This window comes from Pantoea piersonii (assembly GCF_003612015.1).
Classification (GTDB): domain Bacteria; phylum Pseudomonadota; class Gammaproteobacteria; order Enterobacterales; family Enterobacteriaceae; genus Pantoea; species Pantoea piersonii.
In genome coordinates this window covers 198,067-214,516 of sequence record NZ_RARB01000004.1, presented here as the reverse complement: position 1 = coordinate 214,516, position 16,450 = coordinate 198,067, and the positions used below count along the sequence as shown (strand labels likewise).

The following is a 16,450-nucleotide window of genomic DNA, read 5'->3' as shown; positions in this document are numbered from 1 at the left end:
AGGGAATGGAGAGAACATGGCAAAGGTAGTGGTGAAGCGCGACGGCTGTCGCTCGGCGTTTGACGCCGCGAGAATTGAGGCGGCGGTGTTGGCGGCGGCGCGTGCGGCGCAGGTCGAAGATGCGCAGTGGTGCGCCACGGTCGCCCGATGCGTCAGCGAGAAACTGGCCGACCGCGTCGAAGTCGATATTCGTGATATTCAGTTCGCGGTTGAAGAGACGCTGATGGGCGGCCCTTACCCTCAGCTGGCGCGCGCCTATATCGAATACCGTCACGATCGCGACGTGGCGCGCGAGCAGCGTGGCAAGCTGCATCACGCTATTCGCGGCCTGGTCGATCAGACCAACGCGGCGCTGCTTAACGAGAACGCCAACAAAGACAGCAAAGTGATCCCGACGCAGCGCGATCTGCTGGCGGGGATCGTGGCGAAGCACTATGCGCAGCAGCAGCTTCTGCCGCGCGACGTGGTACAGGCGCACGAGCGCGGCGAAATTCACTACCACGATCTCGACTACTCCCCCTTCTTTCCGATGTTCAACTGCATGCTGATCGATCTGAAAGGGATGCTGACCAACGGCTTTAAAATGGGCAACGCCGAGATCGAGCCGCCGAAATCGATCGCCACCGCCACCGCGGTAACCGCGCAGATCATCGCGCAGGTCGCCAGCCATATTTACGGCGGCACCACCATCAATCGCATCGACGAGGTGCTGGAACCCTTTGTGCTGCTCAGCATGGAGAAGCATCGCGCCATCGCCGCCGAATGGCAGATTGCCGATGTGGATGCCTACGCGCGGGCGCGCACCGAGAAAGAGTGCTACGACGCCTTCCAGTCACTGGAGTATGAGGTCAACACGCTGCACACCGCCAACGGCCAGACGCCATTCGTCACCTTCGGCTTCGGGCTCGGCACCAGTTGGGCGGCGCGGCTTATCCAGCAGTCGATCCTGCGCAACCGCATCGCCGGACTGGGCAAAAATCATAAAACCGCGGTCTTTCCCAAACTGGTGTTCGCTATTCGCGAAGGGCTGAATCGCCGTCCGGGCGATATCAATTACGATATCAAGCAGCTGGCGCTGGAGTGCGCCAGCAAGCGCATGTATCCCGATATCCTTAACTACGACCAGGTGGTAAAGGTCACTGGCTCCTTTAAAACGCCGATGGGCTGCCGCAGCTTTCTTGGCGTCTATGAGGAGAACGGCGTCGAAATCCATGACGGCCGCAACAATCTGGGCGTAATCAGCCTCAACCTGCCGCGCATCGCGCTGGAGGCGCAGGGCGACGAGGCGCGATTCTGGGCACTGCTCGACGCGCGGCTGGCGCTGGCGAAGCGCGCGCTGATGACGCGTATCGCCAGGCTGGAGAAAACCAAAGCGCGCGTGGCGCCCATTCTCTATATGGAGGGCGCCTGCGGCATACGTCTCAATGCCGATGACGAAGTAGGGCCGATTTTCCGCAACGGCCGCGCTACCCTTTCGCTGGGCTATATCGGCCTGCATGAAACCCTTAACGCCCTGAGCGGCGGCGCGCGCCATCCCTATGACGATCCTGCGCTGCGCGCCAAAGGGATCGCGATTATCTCTCGTCTGCGCGCCGCGGCCGACGCCTGGAAAGCGGAAACCGGCTACGGCTTTAGCCTCTACAGTACGCCGAGCGAAAATCTTTGCGACCGCTTCTGCCGCCTCGACGCCGCACAGTTCGGCGTGGTGCCTGGCGTAACCGATAAAGGCTACTACACCAACAGCTTCCATCTCGACGTCGAGAAGAAAGTTAACCCCTATGAGAAGATCGACTTTGAAGCGCCCTATCCGTCGCTGACGAACGGCGGCTTCATCTGCTACGGCGAGTACCCCAACGTGCAGCACAACCTTAAGGCGCTGGAGGATGTGTGGGACTACAGCTACGATCGCGTGCCCTATTACGGCACCAATACGCCGATAGACGAATGCTACGAGTGCGGCTTTACCGGCGAGTTCAACTGCACCAGCCGCGGCTTTACCTGCCCGAACTGCGGCAATCACGACCCGGCGCGCGTATCGGTAACGCGCCGCGTCTGCGGCTATCTCGGCAGCCCCGACGCGCGTCCGTTTAACGCGGGCAAGCAGGAAGAGGTGCAGCGCCGGGTCAAACATCTGGAGAGCGGACCGCTGGGATGATGCGCTTTCATCGCTATTATGAGGTCGATATCGTTAACGGCCCCGGCACGCGCTGTACGCTTTTCGTGGCCGGATGCGAGCATCAGTGTCGCGGCTGCTACAACCAGAGCACCTGGCGACTCGACTCCGGTGCCCCTTTTACGCTGGAGATGGAGGAGCGCCTGATCGCCGATCTGCAGGATACCCGCATTCCGCGTCAGGGACTCTCCCTGAGCGGCGGCGATCCGCTGCATCCGCATAACGTGCCCTATATCCGTCAGCTGGTGAAGCGCGTGCGTACAGAGTGTCCAGGTAAGGATATCTGGCTCTGGACCGGCTATAAGCGCGCCGAGTTGAGCTGCCCCCAGCGTGAGGTGCTGAACTATATCGATGTGCTGATCGACGGGCGCTTTGTAGAAGAGGAAAAAGATGCCACGCTGCTGTGGCGCGGCAGCCGCAATCAGGTTATCTGGGATCTGCGTAAAGAGCGCGGCTAGCGCGGGATTTGACCCGATTCGATGATCTCCACGCTGTCGCCGCCAGGCTGAAAGGCGCGCGCGAGCATGCACTCTGCCACCGCCTGTGCGGAGACCGAGCGCCAGTTGCCGGGCAATATCCCAAAGAGCGGCGCCATCAGGCTTTCGCCGGTACGCTGGCGCGTGCGTTCGCCCACCAGCAGAGAGGGACGGACCAGCGTCAGGCGAGGCCAGCCCTGATGGCGCAGCGCCGTCTCCATCTCGCCTTTTACCCGGTTATAGAAAAAAGGCGAATGGCGATTCGCGCCGTGGGCGCTGACGGCCACCATCTGTTTTGCGCCCAGCCGCAGGCCGTTCAGGCCGGTATCTACCACCAGCGTATAGTCAACGTGCAGAAACGCCTCTTTACTGCCCGCCTCTTTCCGCGTGGTGCCGAGACAGCAAAACACGCTGTCGATGGCGACGTTAAGCGGCCGCAGCACGTCGGTCAGATCCGCCTCGACCGGATTCACCACCTTATTCATCGGCGGCAGCGGACGGCGCGTCGGCGCGATAATTTCGTCAACGCGCGTATCCGCCACCAGCAAACGCAGCAGATGCGCGCCCACCAGGCCCGTCGCGCCGGTCAGTAATACACGATGCATCTCGCCTCCCGCTAACCTGTTGCCATTACTCTGAAATATAGTCAGCTTTGGCCGCCCGGCTTGCATTTTCAGCACAAACAACCAGGCTTAACCTGTTCACCAGGAGAGCGCATCGTGCGCAAATCATCATGAGGAGGGGAAAATGAGCAAGAAGATTGCGGTACTGATTACCGATGAATTTGAAGACTCAGAATTTACCTCACCGGCTGACGCTTACAAGCAGGCGGGCTTTGAGGTGGTCACCATCGAGAAAGAGGCGGGTAAAACCGTTACCGGCAAGCAGGGCGAAGCGCAGGTGAAAATTGACCGCGCCATTGACGAAGTAAGCCCGGCCGAATTTGACGCGCTGCTGCTGCCCGGTGGTCATTCGCCCGATTCGCTGCGCGGCGACGACCGTTTTGTCGCCTTTACCAAAGAGTTTGTTGCCAGCGGCAAGCCGATTTTTGCTATCTGCCACGGCCCGCAGCTGCTTATCAGCGCGAACGGCGTGCGCGGCCGTAAAATGACCTGCGTGAAGGCGATCGCTATCGACCTGCGCAACGCCGGCGCAGACTTCTATGATGAAGAGGTGATCGTGGATGACGATCGTCTCGTTACCAGCCGTACGCCGGACGATCTGCCCGCCTTTAACCGCGAGTCTCTGCGTATTCTGCAGGCGTCGTAACGCGCTGTTCCCTTTCCCTTACGGGAAAGGGATTTCACTCTCTTCCCGCCGCCAGACAATTTTTTTACCAAAGCCCAGCGCATTATCGGTCATCTTGACCTCATCTAGCCGGATCTCCCACAGCGGCGCAGAGACTTTGCGCGCCACCGGAAAACGTTTCTGATAGACCGTGCGCGCCTGCGCTGCCGCTGCGTCGTCAAGCCGCGCGATTTTTCCGCGATACTGCACACCTTTAATCAACAGCACGGTTTTCGGCTGGCCGTTTACCGTGCCCGCTACCTGCGGATTCGCCTGCAGCAGCGCGCCATGACGCGTATCGGGTTCGGTCATCAGCCAGAATGCCATGCTGGCTTCGTCAAAGACGTAAAAACAGTTGGCACACCAGAGGTCGCCGTCAGCCTGACAGCAGAGAGAAAGCACATGCTGTTTTTTCAGGTAACGCACCAGATGAGAATGGTCAGACACGTTCTATTGCTCCGTGCAAAAATCGCCGGATAGCCGCCGCGTCGCGGGCGCGCTACACTGCCCGGCAGTAAAGATTCAGGGATTCAGTTTATGAATAAGGCGTGGCAGCTCTATATCGTCCAGACCGCCGCGGGCGTGCTCTATACCGGCATCACCACCGACGTGGCGCGGCGCGTAGAGCAGCATGAGAGCGGACGCGGCGCGCGCGCCCTGCGCGGCAAAGGCCCGCTGGCGCTGGTCTATCACTGCGACGCCGGCGACCGCGCCGCGGCGTCGCGGCTGGAGTACCGGGTCAAGCAGCTCAGCCGCCAGCAGAAGCTGCGGCTGGTGGCGCAACAGCCGGGCTGCCTCGCCAGCTGGCTTACGCAAGCCGGTTAAACGGCTCGGCAAAATCGATCTGACCCTCGGCGCCGACAAAAGCGTCATCCGCCAGTCGGTAGACCTGGAACGCCGCTTCGGCACCCGGCCAGCGGCACTGTAGCCCGTGACGCGCCGCAGGTTCGAAGCCGAAGCGGTTGTAGTAGGCGGGATCGCCTACCACCACCACCGCGCTGTAGCCGAACTCATTCAGCGTATCCAGCCCGGCGTAGATCAGCTGTTCGCCGATTTTCTGCCCGCGCATGCTCTCATCAACTGCCAGCGGCGCCAGGCCGACCCAGTTACGGTCTTCGCCCTGCAAAGTCACCGGACTGAACGCAGCGTAGCCCAGCACCTGGCCTTCATCGTCTGTCGCCACCACGCCCAGCGTCAATAACCCGTCTTCCCGCAGCTGTTGAACCAGTTCCGCTTCCGCTTCGGTCTTGAAGCTGCGCCGTAACAAGCTGTCGATGCTTGCCGCATCCAGCCCTATTTCTGTGCGAATTAACATACACTCTCCGCGCGCGCCTGTGCGGCCTTCGCGTCCTGTTTCATTCCCGCCTCAACAAACGCAGCCAGCTGCTGCAGTCCCGTGCGCAACGCCGTGGGCATGGCCTCAAGTTCCAGAGCATCCATCAGGTTTTTCACCTCCAGTCCCAGCTCCGTGTCGCCTTCGATCACCAGACGACGCTGGAAAAACAACATATCCGGATCCGCTTTACGAGCGGCGACCAGCAGCAGATCGTTAGCATTGCCGCGAAACCAGACGTCCGCTTCCGCATGCTGTACGACCTTTAGCTGGCCCTCTTCAATGGTGGTAATCCAGCGTAAACCCACATCCGCGATCTCGATACCCAGATGACGCGCCTGCAGAAAGTCTAACTCACCTTCCGCTAAAGCATGGCGAAATTGCCAGTTTAAGAGTTGTTGCAGAAAGGCCTTTTTTAACGGGAACGGCGTCAGAAAAATCGGTAAGGCAAGGAATCCTGGGCCTTTTTTCACTAACTCAGCACGTAACTGCTCGAACACGGGCGTCTCTCCCTTTAGAAAATTTCAGGTATATTGCCACATTCGCCGCCGCACGCCGCAGCCGAGATCAATAATTTCGCCGCTCCTTTGCGCGAATTTTCCGCTATCCGCCTTATCAACTGGCGATTCACTGTACCAAATCAACATTTAGCGCTGGCCGTTTGCCTAGACTCGACGCCTTATCCTGTCGACGAGGGATCACTATGGAACTGCTGTGTCCGGCCGGTAATTTGCCCGCCGTACGTTCAGCGGTGGAGAATGGCGCCGATGCGGTGTATGTCGGACTGAAAGACGACACCAACGCACGCCACTTCGCCGGGCTGAACTTTACCGATAAGAAGCTGGCGGAAGCGGCCCGCTATCTGCACCAGCATCGCCGTAAGTTACATGTCGCCATCAACACCTTCGCCCACCCTGACGGTATGGGCCGCTGGCGACGCGCCATTGACGTGGCGGCGCAGAACGGCGCGGACGCGCTGATCCTTGCCGATATCGCCACGCTGGAGTACGCCACGCAGCGCTACCCTGAGATTGAGCGCCATCTGTCGGTGCAGGCTTCCGCCACCAATCTGGAAGCGGTGCGTTTTTACCACCGCCACTTCGCGCTCAGCCGCGTGGTGCTGCCGCGCGTGCTCTCGCTGCATCAGGTCAGGCAGCTGGCGCGCGAGACGCCGGTGCCGCTCGAGGTGTTCGCCTTTGGCAGCCTCTGCATTATGGCGGAAGGCCGCTGCTATCTCTCCTCCTGGCTGACCGGCGAGTCGCCTAACAGCGCGGGCGCCTGTTCGCCCGCGAAGTTTGTGCGCTGGCAGCAAACCTCCAGCGGTATGGAGTCTCGCCTGAACGACGTGCTGATCGACCGCTATGCGCCGGATGAGAGCGCAGGCTATCCCACGCTGTGCAAAGGACGCTATCAGGTGGACGGCCAGCGATATCACGTGCTGGAGGAGCCCACCAGCCTTAATACCCTGACGCTGCTGCCGGATCTGCTGCGCGCTGGCGTCGCCTCGGTGAAGATTGAGGGACGTCAGCGCAGTCCCGCCTATGTGGCGCAGGTGGCGCGCGTATGGCGTCAGGCGATCGATCGCTGCAAGAGCGCGCCGGAGAACTTTGCGGTCAGCGACGCCTGGACGGCGGCGCTGGATGAGCTTTCCGAAGGCTCGCAGACCACGCTTGGCGCTTACCACCGTGAATGGCAATAAGGAGAACAGGATGCAATACGCAATCGGTCCGGTGTTGTGGTACTGGCCGACAGAGCAGCTGGCGAGCTTTTATCAGCAGACGGCGAACAGCAGCGCGGATATCGTCTATCTCGGCGAAGCGGTGTGCAGCAAACGGCGCGCGACCTCTTACCAGCGCTGGATGGAGCTGGCGCGCGAGCTGGCGGCCAGCGGCAAACAGGTGGTGCTGAGCACGCTGGCGCTGCTGCAGTCGCCTTCAGAGCTGAAAGAGCTGAAGCGCTACGTCGACAACGGCGAATTTCTGATTGAGGCGAACGACATCGGCACGGTGAATATGGCGGCCGAGCGCAAGCTGCCGTTTGTCGCCGGGCCTACGCTCAACGTTTATAACGTCGAGACCCTGCATCTGCTGGTAAAAGAGGGCATGACCCGCTGGTGTATGCCGGTGGAGATGTCACGCGACTGGCTGCTGCAGCTGCTGCAGCAGAGCGAGGAGCGCGGCATTCGCGGCCAGTTTGAAGTAGAGGTGCTGGGCTACGGCTATCTGCCGCTGGCGCTGTCGGCGCGCTGCTTTACCGCCCGCGCCGAACATCGCGCCAAAGATGACTGCCAGACCTGCTGCATCAACTACCCTAACGGGCGGCGCGTTCACTCGCAGGAAGGCCAGCAGGTGTTTGTGCTGAACGGCATTCAGACCATGAGCGGCTACTGTTACAACCTCGGCAATGACTTAACCGGCATGCGCGGCTGGGTCGATATTCTGCGGCTGTCGCCGCAAAACAGCGCGACCCTGAACGAGATCGCCCGCTTCCGCGCCAACGAGGAGGGACAGTCGCCGCTGATGATGGCGCAGGGTAATGATTGCAACGGCTACTGGCGTAAAGTCGCCGGTATGACGCTGTTGCCCTCCTGAAAGGCACATACAGGCTAGTCGCCTGTCGTTGTTAGCAGTTTTAATATGGGCATTATTACGTAATACTGGTTGGTGCAGGTTAATCATCACCTGCGCCATACCCAACTGGAGTGCCCATGTCTGAGAAAAAACCCCTTCGTCTTTCCGTGCTGGATTTGGCACCGATTCCTCAGGGCTCAACCCCGCGCGATGCGTTTCACACATCGCTGGCGCTGGCGCGTCAGGCGGAAGCGTTGGGCTACGAGCGTTACTGGCTGGCCGAGCACCATAATATGACCGGCATCGCCAGCGCGGCGACATCGGTATTGATCGGCTATCTGGCGGCCAACACTACTACCCTGCATCTGGGATCGGGCGGTATTATGCTGCCTAACCATGCGCCGCTGGTGATCGCCGAGCAGTTCGGCACCCTGGCGTCTCTCTATCCCGGCCGTATCGATTTAGGCCTGGGCCGTGCGCCGGGCTCCGATCAGCGCACCATGATGGCGCTGCGCCGTCACCTCTCCAGCATCCATGCGGATACCTTCCCGGACGATGTGCAGGAGCTGATTAGCTGGTTTGACGCCGACGAAGATGCGCAGCCGCCCGTTCAGCCGGTGCCCGGACTGGGCATGAAAATTCCGGTCTGGCTGCTCGGCTCCAGCCTCTACAGCGCCCAGCTGGCGGCGCAGCTCGGCCTGCCGTTCGCCTTTGCGTCGCATTTTGCGCCCGATCTGCTGCTCCAGGCGCTGCACCTGTATCGTGAAAAATTCCAGCCCTCGGCGCGTCTGGACAAGCCTTACGCGATGGTCTGCATTAACGTTGTCGCCGCCGACAGCGAGCGCGACGCACGCTTCCTGTTTACCTCGCAGCAGCAGCAGTTTATCAACCTGCGCCGCGGCAAGCCGGGCCCGCTGCCTGCGCCGGTAGAGAATATGGACAACCTGTGGTCGCCGTCGGAACAGTATGGCGTGCAGCAGGCGCTGAGCATGTCGCTGGTCGGCGATACCGATAAGGTGCGCCATGGCCTTGCCGCGCTGATGCGCGAAACCCAGGCTGACGAGATCATGGTCAACGGTCAGATCTTCGATACCGAGGCGCGCCTGCGTTCCTTCGCCATTGCGATGGAAGCGGCCCGCTCGCTCTAGCGTGGGTGCGGTGGGCGCTACGATTCTGGCCCCACCGCCAGCTGGCGAACGTCGCGCGCGGGAGACTGGCCGTAAAAGCGGCTGTACTCGCGGCTGAACTGCGACGCGCTCTGATACCCCACGCGATACCCCGCCGTTCCCGCATCCAGTTTATCCATCATCATCAGGCGGCGCGCTTCATTAAGCCGAAGCTGCTTCTGATACTGCATCGGCGTCATCGCGGTTACCGCTTTGAAATGATGATGCAGCGAAGAGGGGCTCATGCCGACGCTGCTGGCGAGTCGTTCGATTTTCAGCGGCTGATGGAAATTCTCACGCAGCCAGCGCGCCGCGCGCGCCACCTTGTTGCCGGGCCGCTCCGCCAGCGCCATATTGAGGATGCGGCCACCTTCCGGCCCGGTCAGCAGACGATAAAAGATCTCCTGTTCAATAAGCGGCGCCAGCGCGGCGATATCCTGCGGCTGATCCAGCAGGCGAATCAGACGGATCACCGCATCGACCAGCAGCGGCGAGACTTTGTGCGCGGCGATGCCGCGTTCGGTGCGCGCTTCCGCCAGCGATGAAGCCAGCGGAAAACTGTCAAGATAGCGCATCAGGCGCGGCTCGTTGATAGCGATGCCGATGCCGAGATTCGGCTTATCCGGCGTTGCGACGGTTACGCAGGAGCGCACCGGCATATCCATCGTCACCAGCAGCAGATCGCCAGGTCCGTAGTGAATCACCTCTTCACCCATGCGCAGCGCTTTTCCCCCCTGCGCCACCAGCGCAAAGCTGGCCCACTGGGCATGGGAAGCGGGTTCGGTCGGTCTTGAGCTGCGGCCAAAAAAGAGAAAATCAATCGCGCTGTCGTGACGGCCATCTTCGGCCGCATGACGGGCAATAAGCTGCGCCAGATGCTGTAGCTGCGCCGGTTCCGCCATATCCTCTCCTCGTTCTTCACGCGTGAGTTGTCCAGAATATGTTACCTGAACCATTCTCAGACGCAGCCGCCTTGCCGCCAGATTTGCAGGATCGTGCAAGAGACTTGCAGGATTGCGCTACCGCCCGACTGGAGCAAAAGCGCATATTTTGCAAACGCGATATTCAGGTGGAGAGACAAGATGAAAGCACTTGATGGAAAAATTGCGCTGGTGACGGGCGCCTCGAAAGGCATCGGCGCAGCAATCGCTATGGCTTTCGCCGCGGCTGGCGCACGCGTTGTCGTGAACTATCGTCAGGATGAGGTGGGCGCGGCCGATGTGGTCAGCGACATCCGCACGCTGGGCAGCGAGGGGCTGGCGGTACAGGCGGATATTTCCCGCGAGGCAGATGTCGGGCGTCTGTTTGATACCGCAGAGGCGCACTTCGGCACGCCCGATATTGTGGTCAATAATGCCGGCCAGTTTCATCACGGCGAGTTTAGCGCCCTGAGCCTGCTGGAAATGCAGCAGCAGCTCAACGTGAATCTGCTGGGTACGCTGCTGGTCTGTCAGCAGGCGGCGCGGCGCTTTCCAGCGCAGGGCGGCTGTATCATCAATCTGAGCGCGCTAAACAGCCAGCAGAGCACGCCGGGTTCGGTGCTCTGGGCAACGACGAAAGGCGCGATCGATACGCTGACGCAGGGGCTGGCGCGCGAGCTCGGCCCGCGCAATATTCGCGTTAACGCGCTGGCGCCGGGCATCATTTTGACGGAAGGATTGCTGGCGGCGAAGAAGCTCAATCCGCAGCTGAAAGCGCAGCTGCTGGCGGCGACGCCGCTGGGTCGTTTCGGGCTGCCGGAAGATGTGGCGCAGGTGGCGCTGTTTCTCGCCTCTGAGGAAGCGGCCTACATTAGCGGCGAGCGCGTATTGATCGCTGGCGGCGCGTAAGGCAAAAAAAAGGCGCGTCACCATAACGCGCCAGTAAAAAAGGGAAGCCCGAAGGCTTCCCTTTTTATTCATCAGCGAGGCTGATTATCAGAACTCGCGACGACGCGGTGCTGCTGCAGCGCCTTCTTCGCGACGCGGACCGCGACCGCCTTCACGGCTGAAGCTGCTACGTCCGCCTTCACGACCGCCTTCGCGACGCTCGGAAGAGAAACGACGTCCGCCTTCACGACCAGCCTCACGGTTGCCGCCACGACGCTCGCCGCCGAAGTCACGACCACCGCTGCGACGTTCGCCGCCGCGCGCATCGCTCTGCGGCTGCGCATCGCCCAGCAGCTGCATATTCATCGGCTTATTGAGAATACGCGTGCGGGTGAAGTGCTGCAGGATATCGCCCGGCATGCCTTTCGGCAGCTCGATAGTCGAGTGGGTGCCGAACAGCTTGATGTTGCCGATGTAGCGGCTGCTGATATCGCCTTCATTAGCGATAGCGCCAACGATGTGACGAACTTCAACGCCGTCATCACGGCCAACTTCAATGCGGTACAGCTCCATTTCGCCAACGTCGCGACGTTCGCGACGCGGACGTTCGCCGCCTTCGCGGTTGTCACGCGCTTCACGCGGGCTGCGGCGGTCGTCACGACGATCGTCACGATCGCGGAACTCACGGCGCTGCGGACGCGGCGCATCCGGCTGCACGATCAGCGGACGTTCGCCCTGCGCCATTTTCAGCAGCGCAGCGGCCAGCGTTTCCATATCCAGCTCGTCCTGCGGAGAAAGTTTCTCCAGCAGCGCACGATACTGGTCCAGATCGCTGCTTTCCAGTTGCTGCTGTACGCGTCCGGCGAATTTCTCCAGGCGACGGGTGCTCAGCAGTTCGGCGTTCGGCAGTTCCACTTCCGGAATAGTCAGCTTCATGGTGCGCTCAATGTTGCGCAGCAGACGACGCTCACGGTTCTCGACGAACAGAATGGCACGGCCAGCGCGGCCCGCGCGGCCTGTACGACCGATACGGTGCACGTAAGACTCGGCATCCAGCGGGATATCGTAGTTAACGACCAGGCTGATACGCTCAACGTCCAGTCCACGCGCCGCAACGTCGGTTGCGATCAGGATATCAAGACGGCCATCTTTCAGACGTTCCAGCGTCTGCTCGCGCAGCGCCTGGTTCATGTCGCCGTTCAGCGCCGCGCTGTTGTAACCGTTGCGCTCCAGCGCTTCGGCCACTTCCAGCGTCGCGTTTTTAGTACGCACGAAGATAATAGCGGCATCGAAATCTTCCGCTTCCAGGAAACGCACCAGCGCGTCGGTTTTACGACCGTAGGCCGTCCAGTAAGACTGGCTGATGTCCGGACGCGTCGTAACGCTGGACTGAATGCGTACTTCCTGCGGATCTTTCATGAAACGCTTGGTGATGCGACGGATCGCTTCCGGCATGGTCGCTGAGAACAGCGCGGTCTGATGACCTTCCGGGATCTGCGCCATAATGGTTTCAACGTCTTCGATGAAGCCCATACGCAACATTTCATCAGCTTCGTCCAGCACCAGGCCACGCAGGCTGGAGAGATCCAGCGTGCCGCGTTTCAGGTGGTCGAGCAGACGACCCGGGGTGCCCACCACGATTTGCGGGCCCTGACGCAGCGCGCGCAGCTGCACGTCATAACGCTGGCCGCCGTAAAGGGCCACGACGTTGACGCCACGCATATGTTTAGAGAATTCGGTCATCGCTTCTGCAACCTGCACCGCCAGCTCGCGAGTCGGCGCCAGCACCAGGATCTGCGGTGCGCGAAGAGAAGGATCAATGTTGTTTAACAGCGGCAGCGAGAACGCTGCAGTTTTACCACTGCCGGTCTGCGCCATGCCCAGTACATCACGGCCCGCCAGCAGGTGAGGAATACACTCAGCCTGGATCGGAGAAGGCTTAACATAGCCCATGCCGTTCAGTGATTCGAGGATGTCGGCGTTCAGGCCCAGGTCAGCAAAAGTGGTTTGAATATCAGTCATGTAGTACACGTGCCTCTTAGATTGCGGCGGCCAGTCTACATAACTCGTCGTGAAAATTTTCAGTCATTTTCATCAAAAAGTGTGAACCGGCTCAAATTAGAAGTTTCGACGAACAGAAAAGCCTTCATCCCGGAAGATGATGACTTAACGGGTAATTCAGGCAATAAAAGTTCGTCAGCTATTGCTGGTCAGATTCTGATAAATCGTCTTGTGTCTGGCCGAGTTGCGCCAGTTCCAACAATGCGTATCGGTGTTCAACAAAGTTATTGACGTTGTTGGCCACCGCCAGTTTGAACAGCGCTTTCGCGTTGTCCTTCTCCCCCAGACTTAGGTAGTGCTTACCTAAATAGAAGTTGGTTTCACTGAGATGTTCAGCGAGCGAGGTGTTATCCGTTGCGTCTGCCTTGAGACGTTCCATCAGCGTGCTTTCACTGATGTCGCCAAGGTAGAATTCGACAATGTTCCATCCCCATTGATCACGGGCCGCTTTATCGTAACGCTGCTGCAGCGCAACTTTCGCCTTGTCAGCGTCCATCTCACGTTCGTCGAGATAGAGCCACAGGCTGCGGAAAGGATCGTTGGGATCGTCTTGATAAAACGCCAGCAGATCATCTTGCGCTAACTTGTATCGACCGCCGTAATAGAGGGCGATACCACGGTTTAAATGCGCATAATTGTAAGTTGGATCAAGCTCAAGTACAGAATCAAACGCTTCATAGGCAGCATCAAAATTGCCTGCCTGCGTTAAATATATGCCGAGATAGTTAAACACTTCTGGCATATCTGGTCTTATAGACAGCGCTTGCGAGAAATCGTTCCGCGCCAGTGCTCTCAGACCGAGACTATCATACAACACTCCGCGCTCATATAACAGCTGTGCGCGTTCATCATCGGTAAGGGCGCGACTGGCAAGAATTTGTTCCATGCGCGCCAGAATCACTTCCTGCTGCAGTGTGGGTTGTAGAGGTACTGCAAGAACTTCGTTCTTACGCCAATTGGAGTTGCTGCATCCTGCCAGCGTGATAGCTGTCGCAACAAAACACCAGCGCAAAAAAGGCTTCATTTCCCACTCCCGAATACAAACATTAGGATAACGCTCCTGTCATCCGCCTGCTGTGCACAAGGATTCCCGCCCTCGCGATGACACAAACGCCTCTCCCATCCACAATGGGATAAGGAGAGGCAAACAGGGAATTACTCTGCGTCTGGCATGCTGGTCACGGCAGCTTCTTCGCCCTGAGGCTTAGACTCTGTCGCTTCTTTGATGCTCAGACGAACGCGGCCCTGACGGTCCACTTCCAGTACCTTAACCGGTACTTCCTGGCCCATCTGCAGGTAGTCAGTCACTTTCTCTACGCGCTTGTCCGCGATCTGAGAAATGTGTACCAGACCTTCCTTGCCGCCGCCGATAGCGACGAAGGCACCGAAGTCAACGATACGGGTGACTTTACCGCTGTAGATACGGCCCACTTCGATCTCGGCGGTGATCTCTTCGATGCGACGAATCGCCTCTTTCGCCTTCAGACCGTCGGTTGCCGCGATTTTCACGGTGCCGTCGTCTTCGATTTCGATGGTGGTGCCTGTCTCTTCAGTCAGCGCGCGGATAACGGAACCGCCTTTACCAATCACATCTTTGATCTTGTCTGAATTGATCTTGATGGTGTAAATGCGCGGCGCGAACTCAGAGATTTCCTGACGCGGCGTGCTGATCGCCTGCTCCATCACGCCCAGGATGTGCAGACGCGCACCTTTGGCCTGATTCAAGGCAACCTGCATGATTTCGCGGGTGATGCCTTCGATTTTAATGTCCATCTGCAGCGCGGTGATGCCTTCACGGCTACCGGCTACTTTGAAGTCCATGTCGCCGAGGTGATCTTCGTCGCCGAGGATATCGGAGAGGACCACGAACTTCTCATCTTCTTTCACCAGGCCCATCGCGATGCCTGCAACGGCCGCTTTGATCGGCACGCCGGCATCCATCAGCGCCAGAGAAGCGCCGCACACGGAAGCCATTGAAGAAGAACCGTTTGATTCGGTGATTTCAGAAACCACGCGAACGGTGTACGGGAACTCTTCCTGCTTCGGCATCACTGCCAGCACGCCACGCTTCGCCAGACGGCCGTGACCGATTTCACGACGCTTCGGCGAGCCGACCATACCGGTTTCGCCTACCGAGTAAGGGGGGAAGTTGTAGTGGAACAGGAAGCTGTCGGTACGTTCGCCCATCAGCTCATCCAGGTTCTGCGCGTCACGCGCGGTACCCAGCGTCGCGGCAACCAGCGCCTGCGTTTCGCCACGGGTGAACAGCGCCGAGCCGTGAGTACGCGGCAGCACGCCGGTGCGCACGTCCAGACCACGGATCATATCTTTTTCACGGCCGTCGATACGCGGTTCGCCGTTCAGGATACGGGTACGCACCACGTTCTTTTCCAGGCTGTGAACGATGTCGCCGATTTCAGCGTCGTCCAGCGTTTCATCTTCGGCCAGCAGCGCAGCGATGGTTTCGTCTTTGATGACGCCAACCTGTGCGTAACGCTCTTGCTTGTCGGTGATGCGGTAAGCGTCGCTGATGCGCGCTTCAGCCAGCGCGGCAACGCGTGCGATCAGCGCGTTGTTAGCCGGCTCAGGCTGCCAGTCCCAGCGCGGTTTGCCCGCTTCTGCAACCAGAGAATTGATGTTTTCGATCACTACCTGCTGCTGCTCGTGGCCGAAGACCACTGCGCCCAGCATCTGATCTTCGGTCAGGATGTCCGCTTCGGACTCAACCATCAGTACCGCGTTCTGCGTACCGGCAACCACCAGATCCAGACGAGACTGTTTGATTTCGTCAGCGGTCGGGTTCAGCACATACTGGTCGTTGATATAACCGACGCGCGCGGCGCCGATCGGACCGTTGAACGGAATGCCTGACAGCGACAGCGCGGCAGAGGCGCCGATCATCGCGACGATATCCGGGTTAACCTGCGGGTTAACGGATACTACGGTTGCGATAACCTGAACTTCGTTCACGAAGCCTTCCGGGAACAGCGGACGAACCGGGCGGTCAATCAGACGCGCAATCAGGGTTTCGCCTTCGCTTGGACGGCCTTCACGACGGAAGAAACTGCCCGGGATACGGCCAGCGGCGTAGGTACGCTCCTGGTAGTTCACGGTCAGCGGGAAGAAGTCCTGACCTGCTTTCGCTTTTTTCTGGCCGACAACAGTAACGAATACGGCGGTGTCGTCCATGCTGGCCATAACGGCTGCGGTGGCCTGGCGCGCCATCATGCCGGTTTCCAGCGTGACGGTATGCTGACCATATTGGAATTTACGTACGATCGGGTTCAGCAAAATGAATTCCTTAACTTCGGGGCAACGCCTCTCTGGCGAGCCATGGATTACCGATCTTCAGCTGCATCCTCGCGACTAATGACAACCTTTAACCGAATCTGCGGTAAAGCCTCTCATTAGCCGCGCGAACCTCTGCAAACGAAGATCACTCACTGCAACAATACATGAGTTTGGTCCGGATTGCTGCGCATTGCTCGAAAAAAGGGGCCGTAAAGGCCCCCTTTTCGCGAAACTCGCAGGAATCTGATCGCAAGACGCGTTTTTTGCAAAGTCTCTGCACTACAT

17 protein-coding genes are annotated in these 16,450 nt (G+C 59.4%); 8 read left to right on the top strand and 9 right to left on the bottom strand.

Annotation, left to right across the window (positions count from 1 at the left end; genetic code table 11):
• Positions 1 to 16 precede the first annotated feature (16 nt).
• On the top strand, positions 17 to 2,155 hold the full coding sequence (gene nrdD / locus D7S44_RS12965; RefSeq protein WP_120455445.1) for an anaerobic ribonucleoside-triphosphate reductase: 2,139 nt from the start codon (positions 17 to 19) through the stop codon (positions 2,153 to 2,155).
• Positions 2,155 to 2,631: an anaerobic ribonucleoside-triphosphate reductase-activating protein gene (gene nrdG / locus D7S44_RS12960; RefSeq protein ID WP_179256423.1), complete on the top strand. Its 477-nt coding sequence runs from the start codon at positions 2,155 to 2,157 to the stop codon at positions 2,629 to 2,631. The genes nrdD and nrdG overlap by 1 nt, the downstream gene beginning before the upstream one ends.
• On the opposite strand, the gene D7S44_RS12955 is transcribed toward nrdG, so the two are convergent.
• The gene (locus D7S44_RS12955; RefSeq protein ID WP_120455442.1) at positions 2,628 to 3,254 is read right to left on the bottom strand and encodes an NAD(P)H-binding protein; all 627 of its coding nucleotides are present in this window, start codon (positions 3,252 to 3,254) and stop codon (positions 2,628 to 2,630) included. The two genes, nrdG and D7S44_RS12955, sit on opposite strands and share 4 nt — an antisense overlap.
• Positions 3,255 to 3,396: 142 nt before the next feature.
• On the opposite strand from D7S44_RS12955, the gene D7S44_RS12950 reads away from it, so the two are divergent.
• Positions 3,397 to 3,918, top strand: coding sequence for a type 1 glutamine amidotransferase domain-containing protein (locus D7S44_RS12950; protein ID WP_120455440.1), 522 nt, complete (start codon positions 3,397 to 3,399; stop codon positions 3,916 to 3,918).
• A gap of 18 nt (positions 3,919 to 3,936) precedes the next feature.
• Here the strand turns inward: D7S44_RS12950 and D7S44_RS12945 are convergent, their stop codons facing one another.
• Positions 3,937 to 4,383 carry a YhbP family protein gene (locus tag D7S44_RS12945; protein ID WP_120455439.1) on the bottom strand — a complete coding sequence of 149 codons (447 nt, stop codon included), beginning with the start codon at positions 4,381 to 4,383 and terminating at the stop codon, positions 3,937 to 3,939.
• Between the two features lie 90 nt (positions 4,384 to 4,473).
• Here D7S44_RS12945 and D7S44_RS12940 point away from each other — a divergent pair, with 90 nt between their 5' ends.
• Positions 4,474 to 4,761, top strand: coding sequence for a GIY-YIG nuclease family protein (locus D7S44_RS12940; RefSeq protein ID WP_120455437.1), 288 nt, complete (start codon positions 4,474 to 4,476; stop codon positions 4,759 to 4,761).
• On the opposite strand, the gene D7S44_RS12935 is transcribed toward D7S44_RS12940, so the two are convergent.
• Positions 4,745 to 5,251: a GNAT family N-acetyltransferase gene (locus D7S44_RS12935; protein WP_120455435.1), complete on the bottom strand. Its 507-nt coding sequence runs from the start codon at positions 5,249 to 5,251 to the stop codon at positions 4,745 to 4,747. The two genes, D7S44_RS12940 and D7S44_RS12935, sit on opposite strands and share 17 nt — an antisense overlap.
• Positions 5,245 to 5,769, bottom strand: coding sequence for a ubiquinone anaerobic biosynthesis accessory factor UbiT (gene ubiT, locus D7S44_RS12930; RefSeq protein ID WP_120455433.1), 525 nt, complete (start codon positions 5,767 to 5,769; stop codon positions 5,245 to 5,247). The genes D7S44_RS12935 and ubiT overlap by 7 nt, the downstream gene beginning before the upstream one ends.
• 203 nt (positions 5,770 to 5,972) lie before the next feature.
• On the opposite strand from ubiT, the gene ubiU reads away from it, so the two are divergent.
• The 3 genes from ubiU (at position 5,973) to D7S44_RS12915 (ending at position 8,987) form a co-directional block, all read left to right on the top strand.
• Positions 5,973 to 6,968, top strand: coding sequence for a ubiquinone anaerobic biosynthesis protein UbiU (gene ubiU, locus D7S44_RS12925; protein WP_120455431.1), 996 nt, complete (start codon positions 5,973 to 5,975; stop codon positions 6,966 to 6,968).
• A gap of 10 nt (positions 6,969 to 6,978) precedes the next feature.
• On the top strand, positions 6,979 to 7,860 hold the full coding sequence (locus tag D7S44_RS12920) for a U32 family peptidase (RefSeq protein ID WP_120455430.1): 882 nt from the start codon (positions 6,979 to 6,981) through the stop codon (positions 7,858 to 7,860).
• Between the two features lie 116 nt (positions 7,861 to 7,976).
• Complete coding sequence (locus D7S44_RS12915) at positions 7,977 to 8,987, top strand: luciferase-like monooxygenase (RefSeq protein ID WP_120455428.1); 1,011 nt, start codon at positions 7,977 to 7,979, stop codon at positions 8,985 to 8,987.
• A 17-nt stretch (positions 8,988 to 9,004) separates the two neighbouring features.
• On the opposite strand, the gene D7S44_RS12910 is transcribed toward D7S44_RS12915, so the two are convergent.
• Positions 9,005 to 9,907 carry an AraC family transcriptional regulator gene (locus D7S44_RS12910; protein WP_120455427.1) on the bottom strand — a complete coding sequence of 301 codons (903 nt, stop codon included), beginning with the start codon at positions 9,905 to 9,907 and terminating at the stop codon, positions 9,005 to 9,007.
• 180 nt (positions 9,908 to 10,087) lie between these two features.
• Between D7S44_RS12910 and D7S44_RS12905 the strand changes: the two genes are divergently transcribed.
• Positions 10,088 to 10,834, top strand: coding sequence for an SDR family NAD(P)-dependent oxidoreductase (locus D7S44_RS12905; RefSeq protein WP_120455425.1), 747 nt, complete (start codon positions 10,088 to 10,090; stop codon positions 10,832 to 10,834).
• Positions 10,835 to 10,921: 87 nt separating this feature from the next.
• On the opposite strand, the gene D7S44_RS12900 is transcribed toward D7S44_RS12905, so the two are convergent.
• The 4 genes from D7S44_RS12900 to pnp form a co-directional block, all read right to left on the bottom strand.
• Positions 10,922 to 12,835 carry a DEAD/DEAH family ATP-dependent RNA helicase gene (locus D7S44_RS12900; protein ID WP_120455424.1) on the bottom strand — a complete coding sequence of 638 codons (1,914 nt, stop codon included), beginning with the start codon at positions 12,833 to 12,835 and terminating at the stop codon, positions 10,922 to 10,924.
• 16 nt (positions 12,836 to 12,851) lie between these two features.
• Positions 12,852 to 12,908: a protein YrbN gene (gene yrbN / locus D7S44_RS24105; protein ID WP_100229640.1), complete on the bottom strand. Its 57-nt coding sequence runs from the start codon at positions 12,906 to 12,908 to the stop codon at positions 12,852 to 12,854.
• Between the two features lie 105 nt (positions 12,909 to 13,013).
• Positions 13,014 to 13,898 (bottom strand): lipoprotein NlpI, encoded by an 885-nt coding sequence (gene nlpI, locus D7S44_RS12890; protein WP_033749316.1) that lies wholly within the window; start codon positions 13,896 to 13,898, stop codon positions 13,014 to 13,016.
• A gap of 131 nt (positions 13,899 to 14,029) precedes the next feature.
• Complete coding sequence (gene pnp / locus D7S44_RS12885) at positions 14,030 to 16,165, bottom strand: polyribonucleotide nucleotidyltransferase (RefSeq protein WP_120455422.1); 2,136 nt, start codon at positions 16,163 to 16,165, stop codon at positions 14,030 to 14,032.
• Positions 16,166 to 16,450: the final 285 nt, after the last annotated feature.

What these genes read in the sequence shown, in the direction of transcription:
- nlpI (WP_033749316.1), bottom strand. Translation starts at nt 13,898, where the DNA reads ATGAAGCCTTTTTTGCGCTGGTGTTTTGTTGCGACAGCTATCACGCTG.
- D7S44_RS12940 (WP_120455437.1), top strand. Translation starts at nt 4,474, where the DNA reads ATGAATAAGGCGTGGCAGCTCTATATCGTCCAGACCGCCGCGGGCGTG.
- nrdG (WP_179256423.1), top strand. Translation starts at nt 2,155, where the DNA reads ATGCGCTTTCATCGCTATTATGAGGTCGATATCGTTAACGGCCCCGGC.
- D7S44_RS12955 (WP_120455442.1), bottom strand. Translation starts at nt 3,254, where the DNA reads ATGCATCGTGTATTACTGACCGGCGCGACGGGCCTGGTGGGCGCGCAT.
- ubiU (WP_120455431.1), top strand. Translation starts at nt 5,973, where the DNA reads ATGGAACTGCTGTGTCCGGCCGGTAATTTGCCCGCCGTACGTTCAGCG.
- D7S44_RS12905 (WP_120455425.1), top strand. Translation starts at nt 10,088, where the DNA reads ATGAAAGCACTTGATGGAAAAATTGCGCTGGTGACGGGCGCCTCGAAA.
- D7S44_RS12915 (WP_120455428.1), top strand. Translation starts at nt 7,977, where the DNA reads ATGTCTGAGAAAAAACCCCTTCGTCTTTCCGTGCTGGATTTGGCACCG.
- D7S44_RS12910 (WP_120455427.1), bottom strand. Translation starts at nt 9,907, where the DNA reads ATGGCGGAACCGGCGCAGCTACAGCATCTGGCGCAGCTTATTGCCCGT.
- D7S44_RS12935 (WP_120455435.1), bottom strand. Translation starts at nt 5,251, where the DNA reads ATGTTAATTCGCACAGAAATAGGGCTGGATGCGGCAAGCATCGACAGC.
- D7S44_RS12950 (WP_120455440.1), top strand. Translation starts at nt 3,397, where the DNA reads ATGAGCAAGAAGATTGCGGTACTGATTACCGATGAATTTGAAGACTCA.
- nrdD (WP_120455445.1), top strand. Translation starts at nt 17, where the DNA reads ATGGCAAAGGTAGTGGTGAAGCGCGACGGCTGTCGCTCGGCGTTTGAC.
- D7S44_RS12900 (WP_120455424.1), bottom strand. Translation starts at nt 12,835, where the DNA reads ATGACTGATATTCAAACCACTTTTGCTGACCTGGGCCTGAACGCCGAC.
- D7S44_RS12920 (WP_120455430.1), top strand. Translation starts at nt 6,979, where the DNA reads ATGCAATACGCAATCGGTCCGGTGTTGTGGTACTGGCCGACAGAGCAG.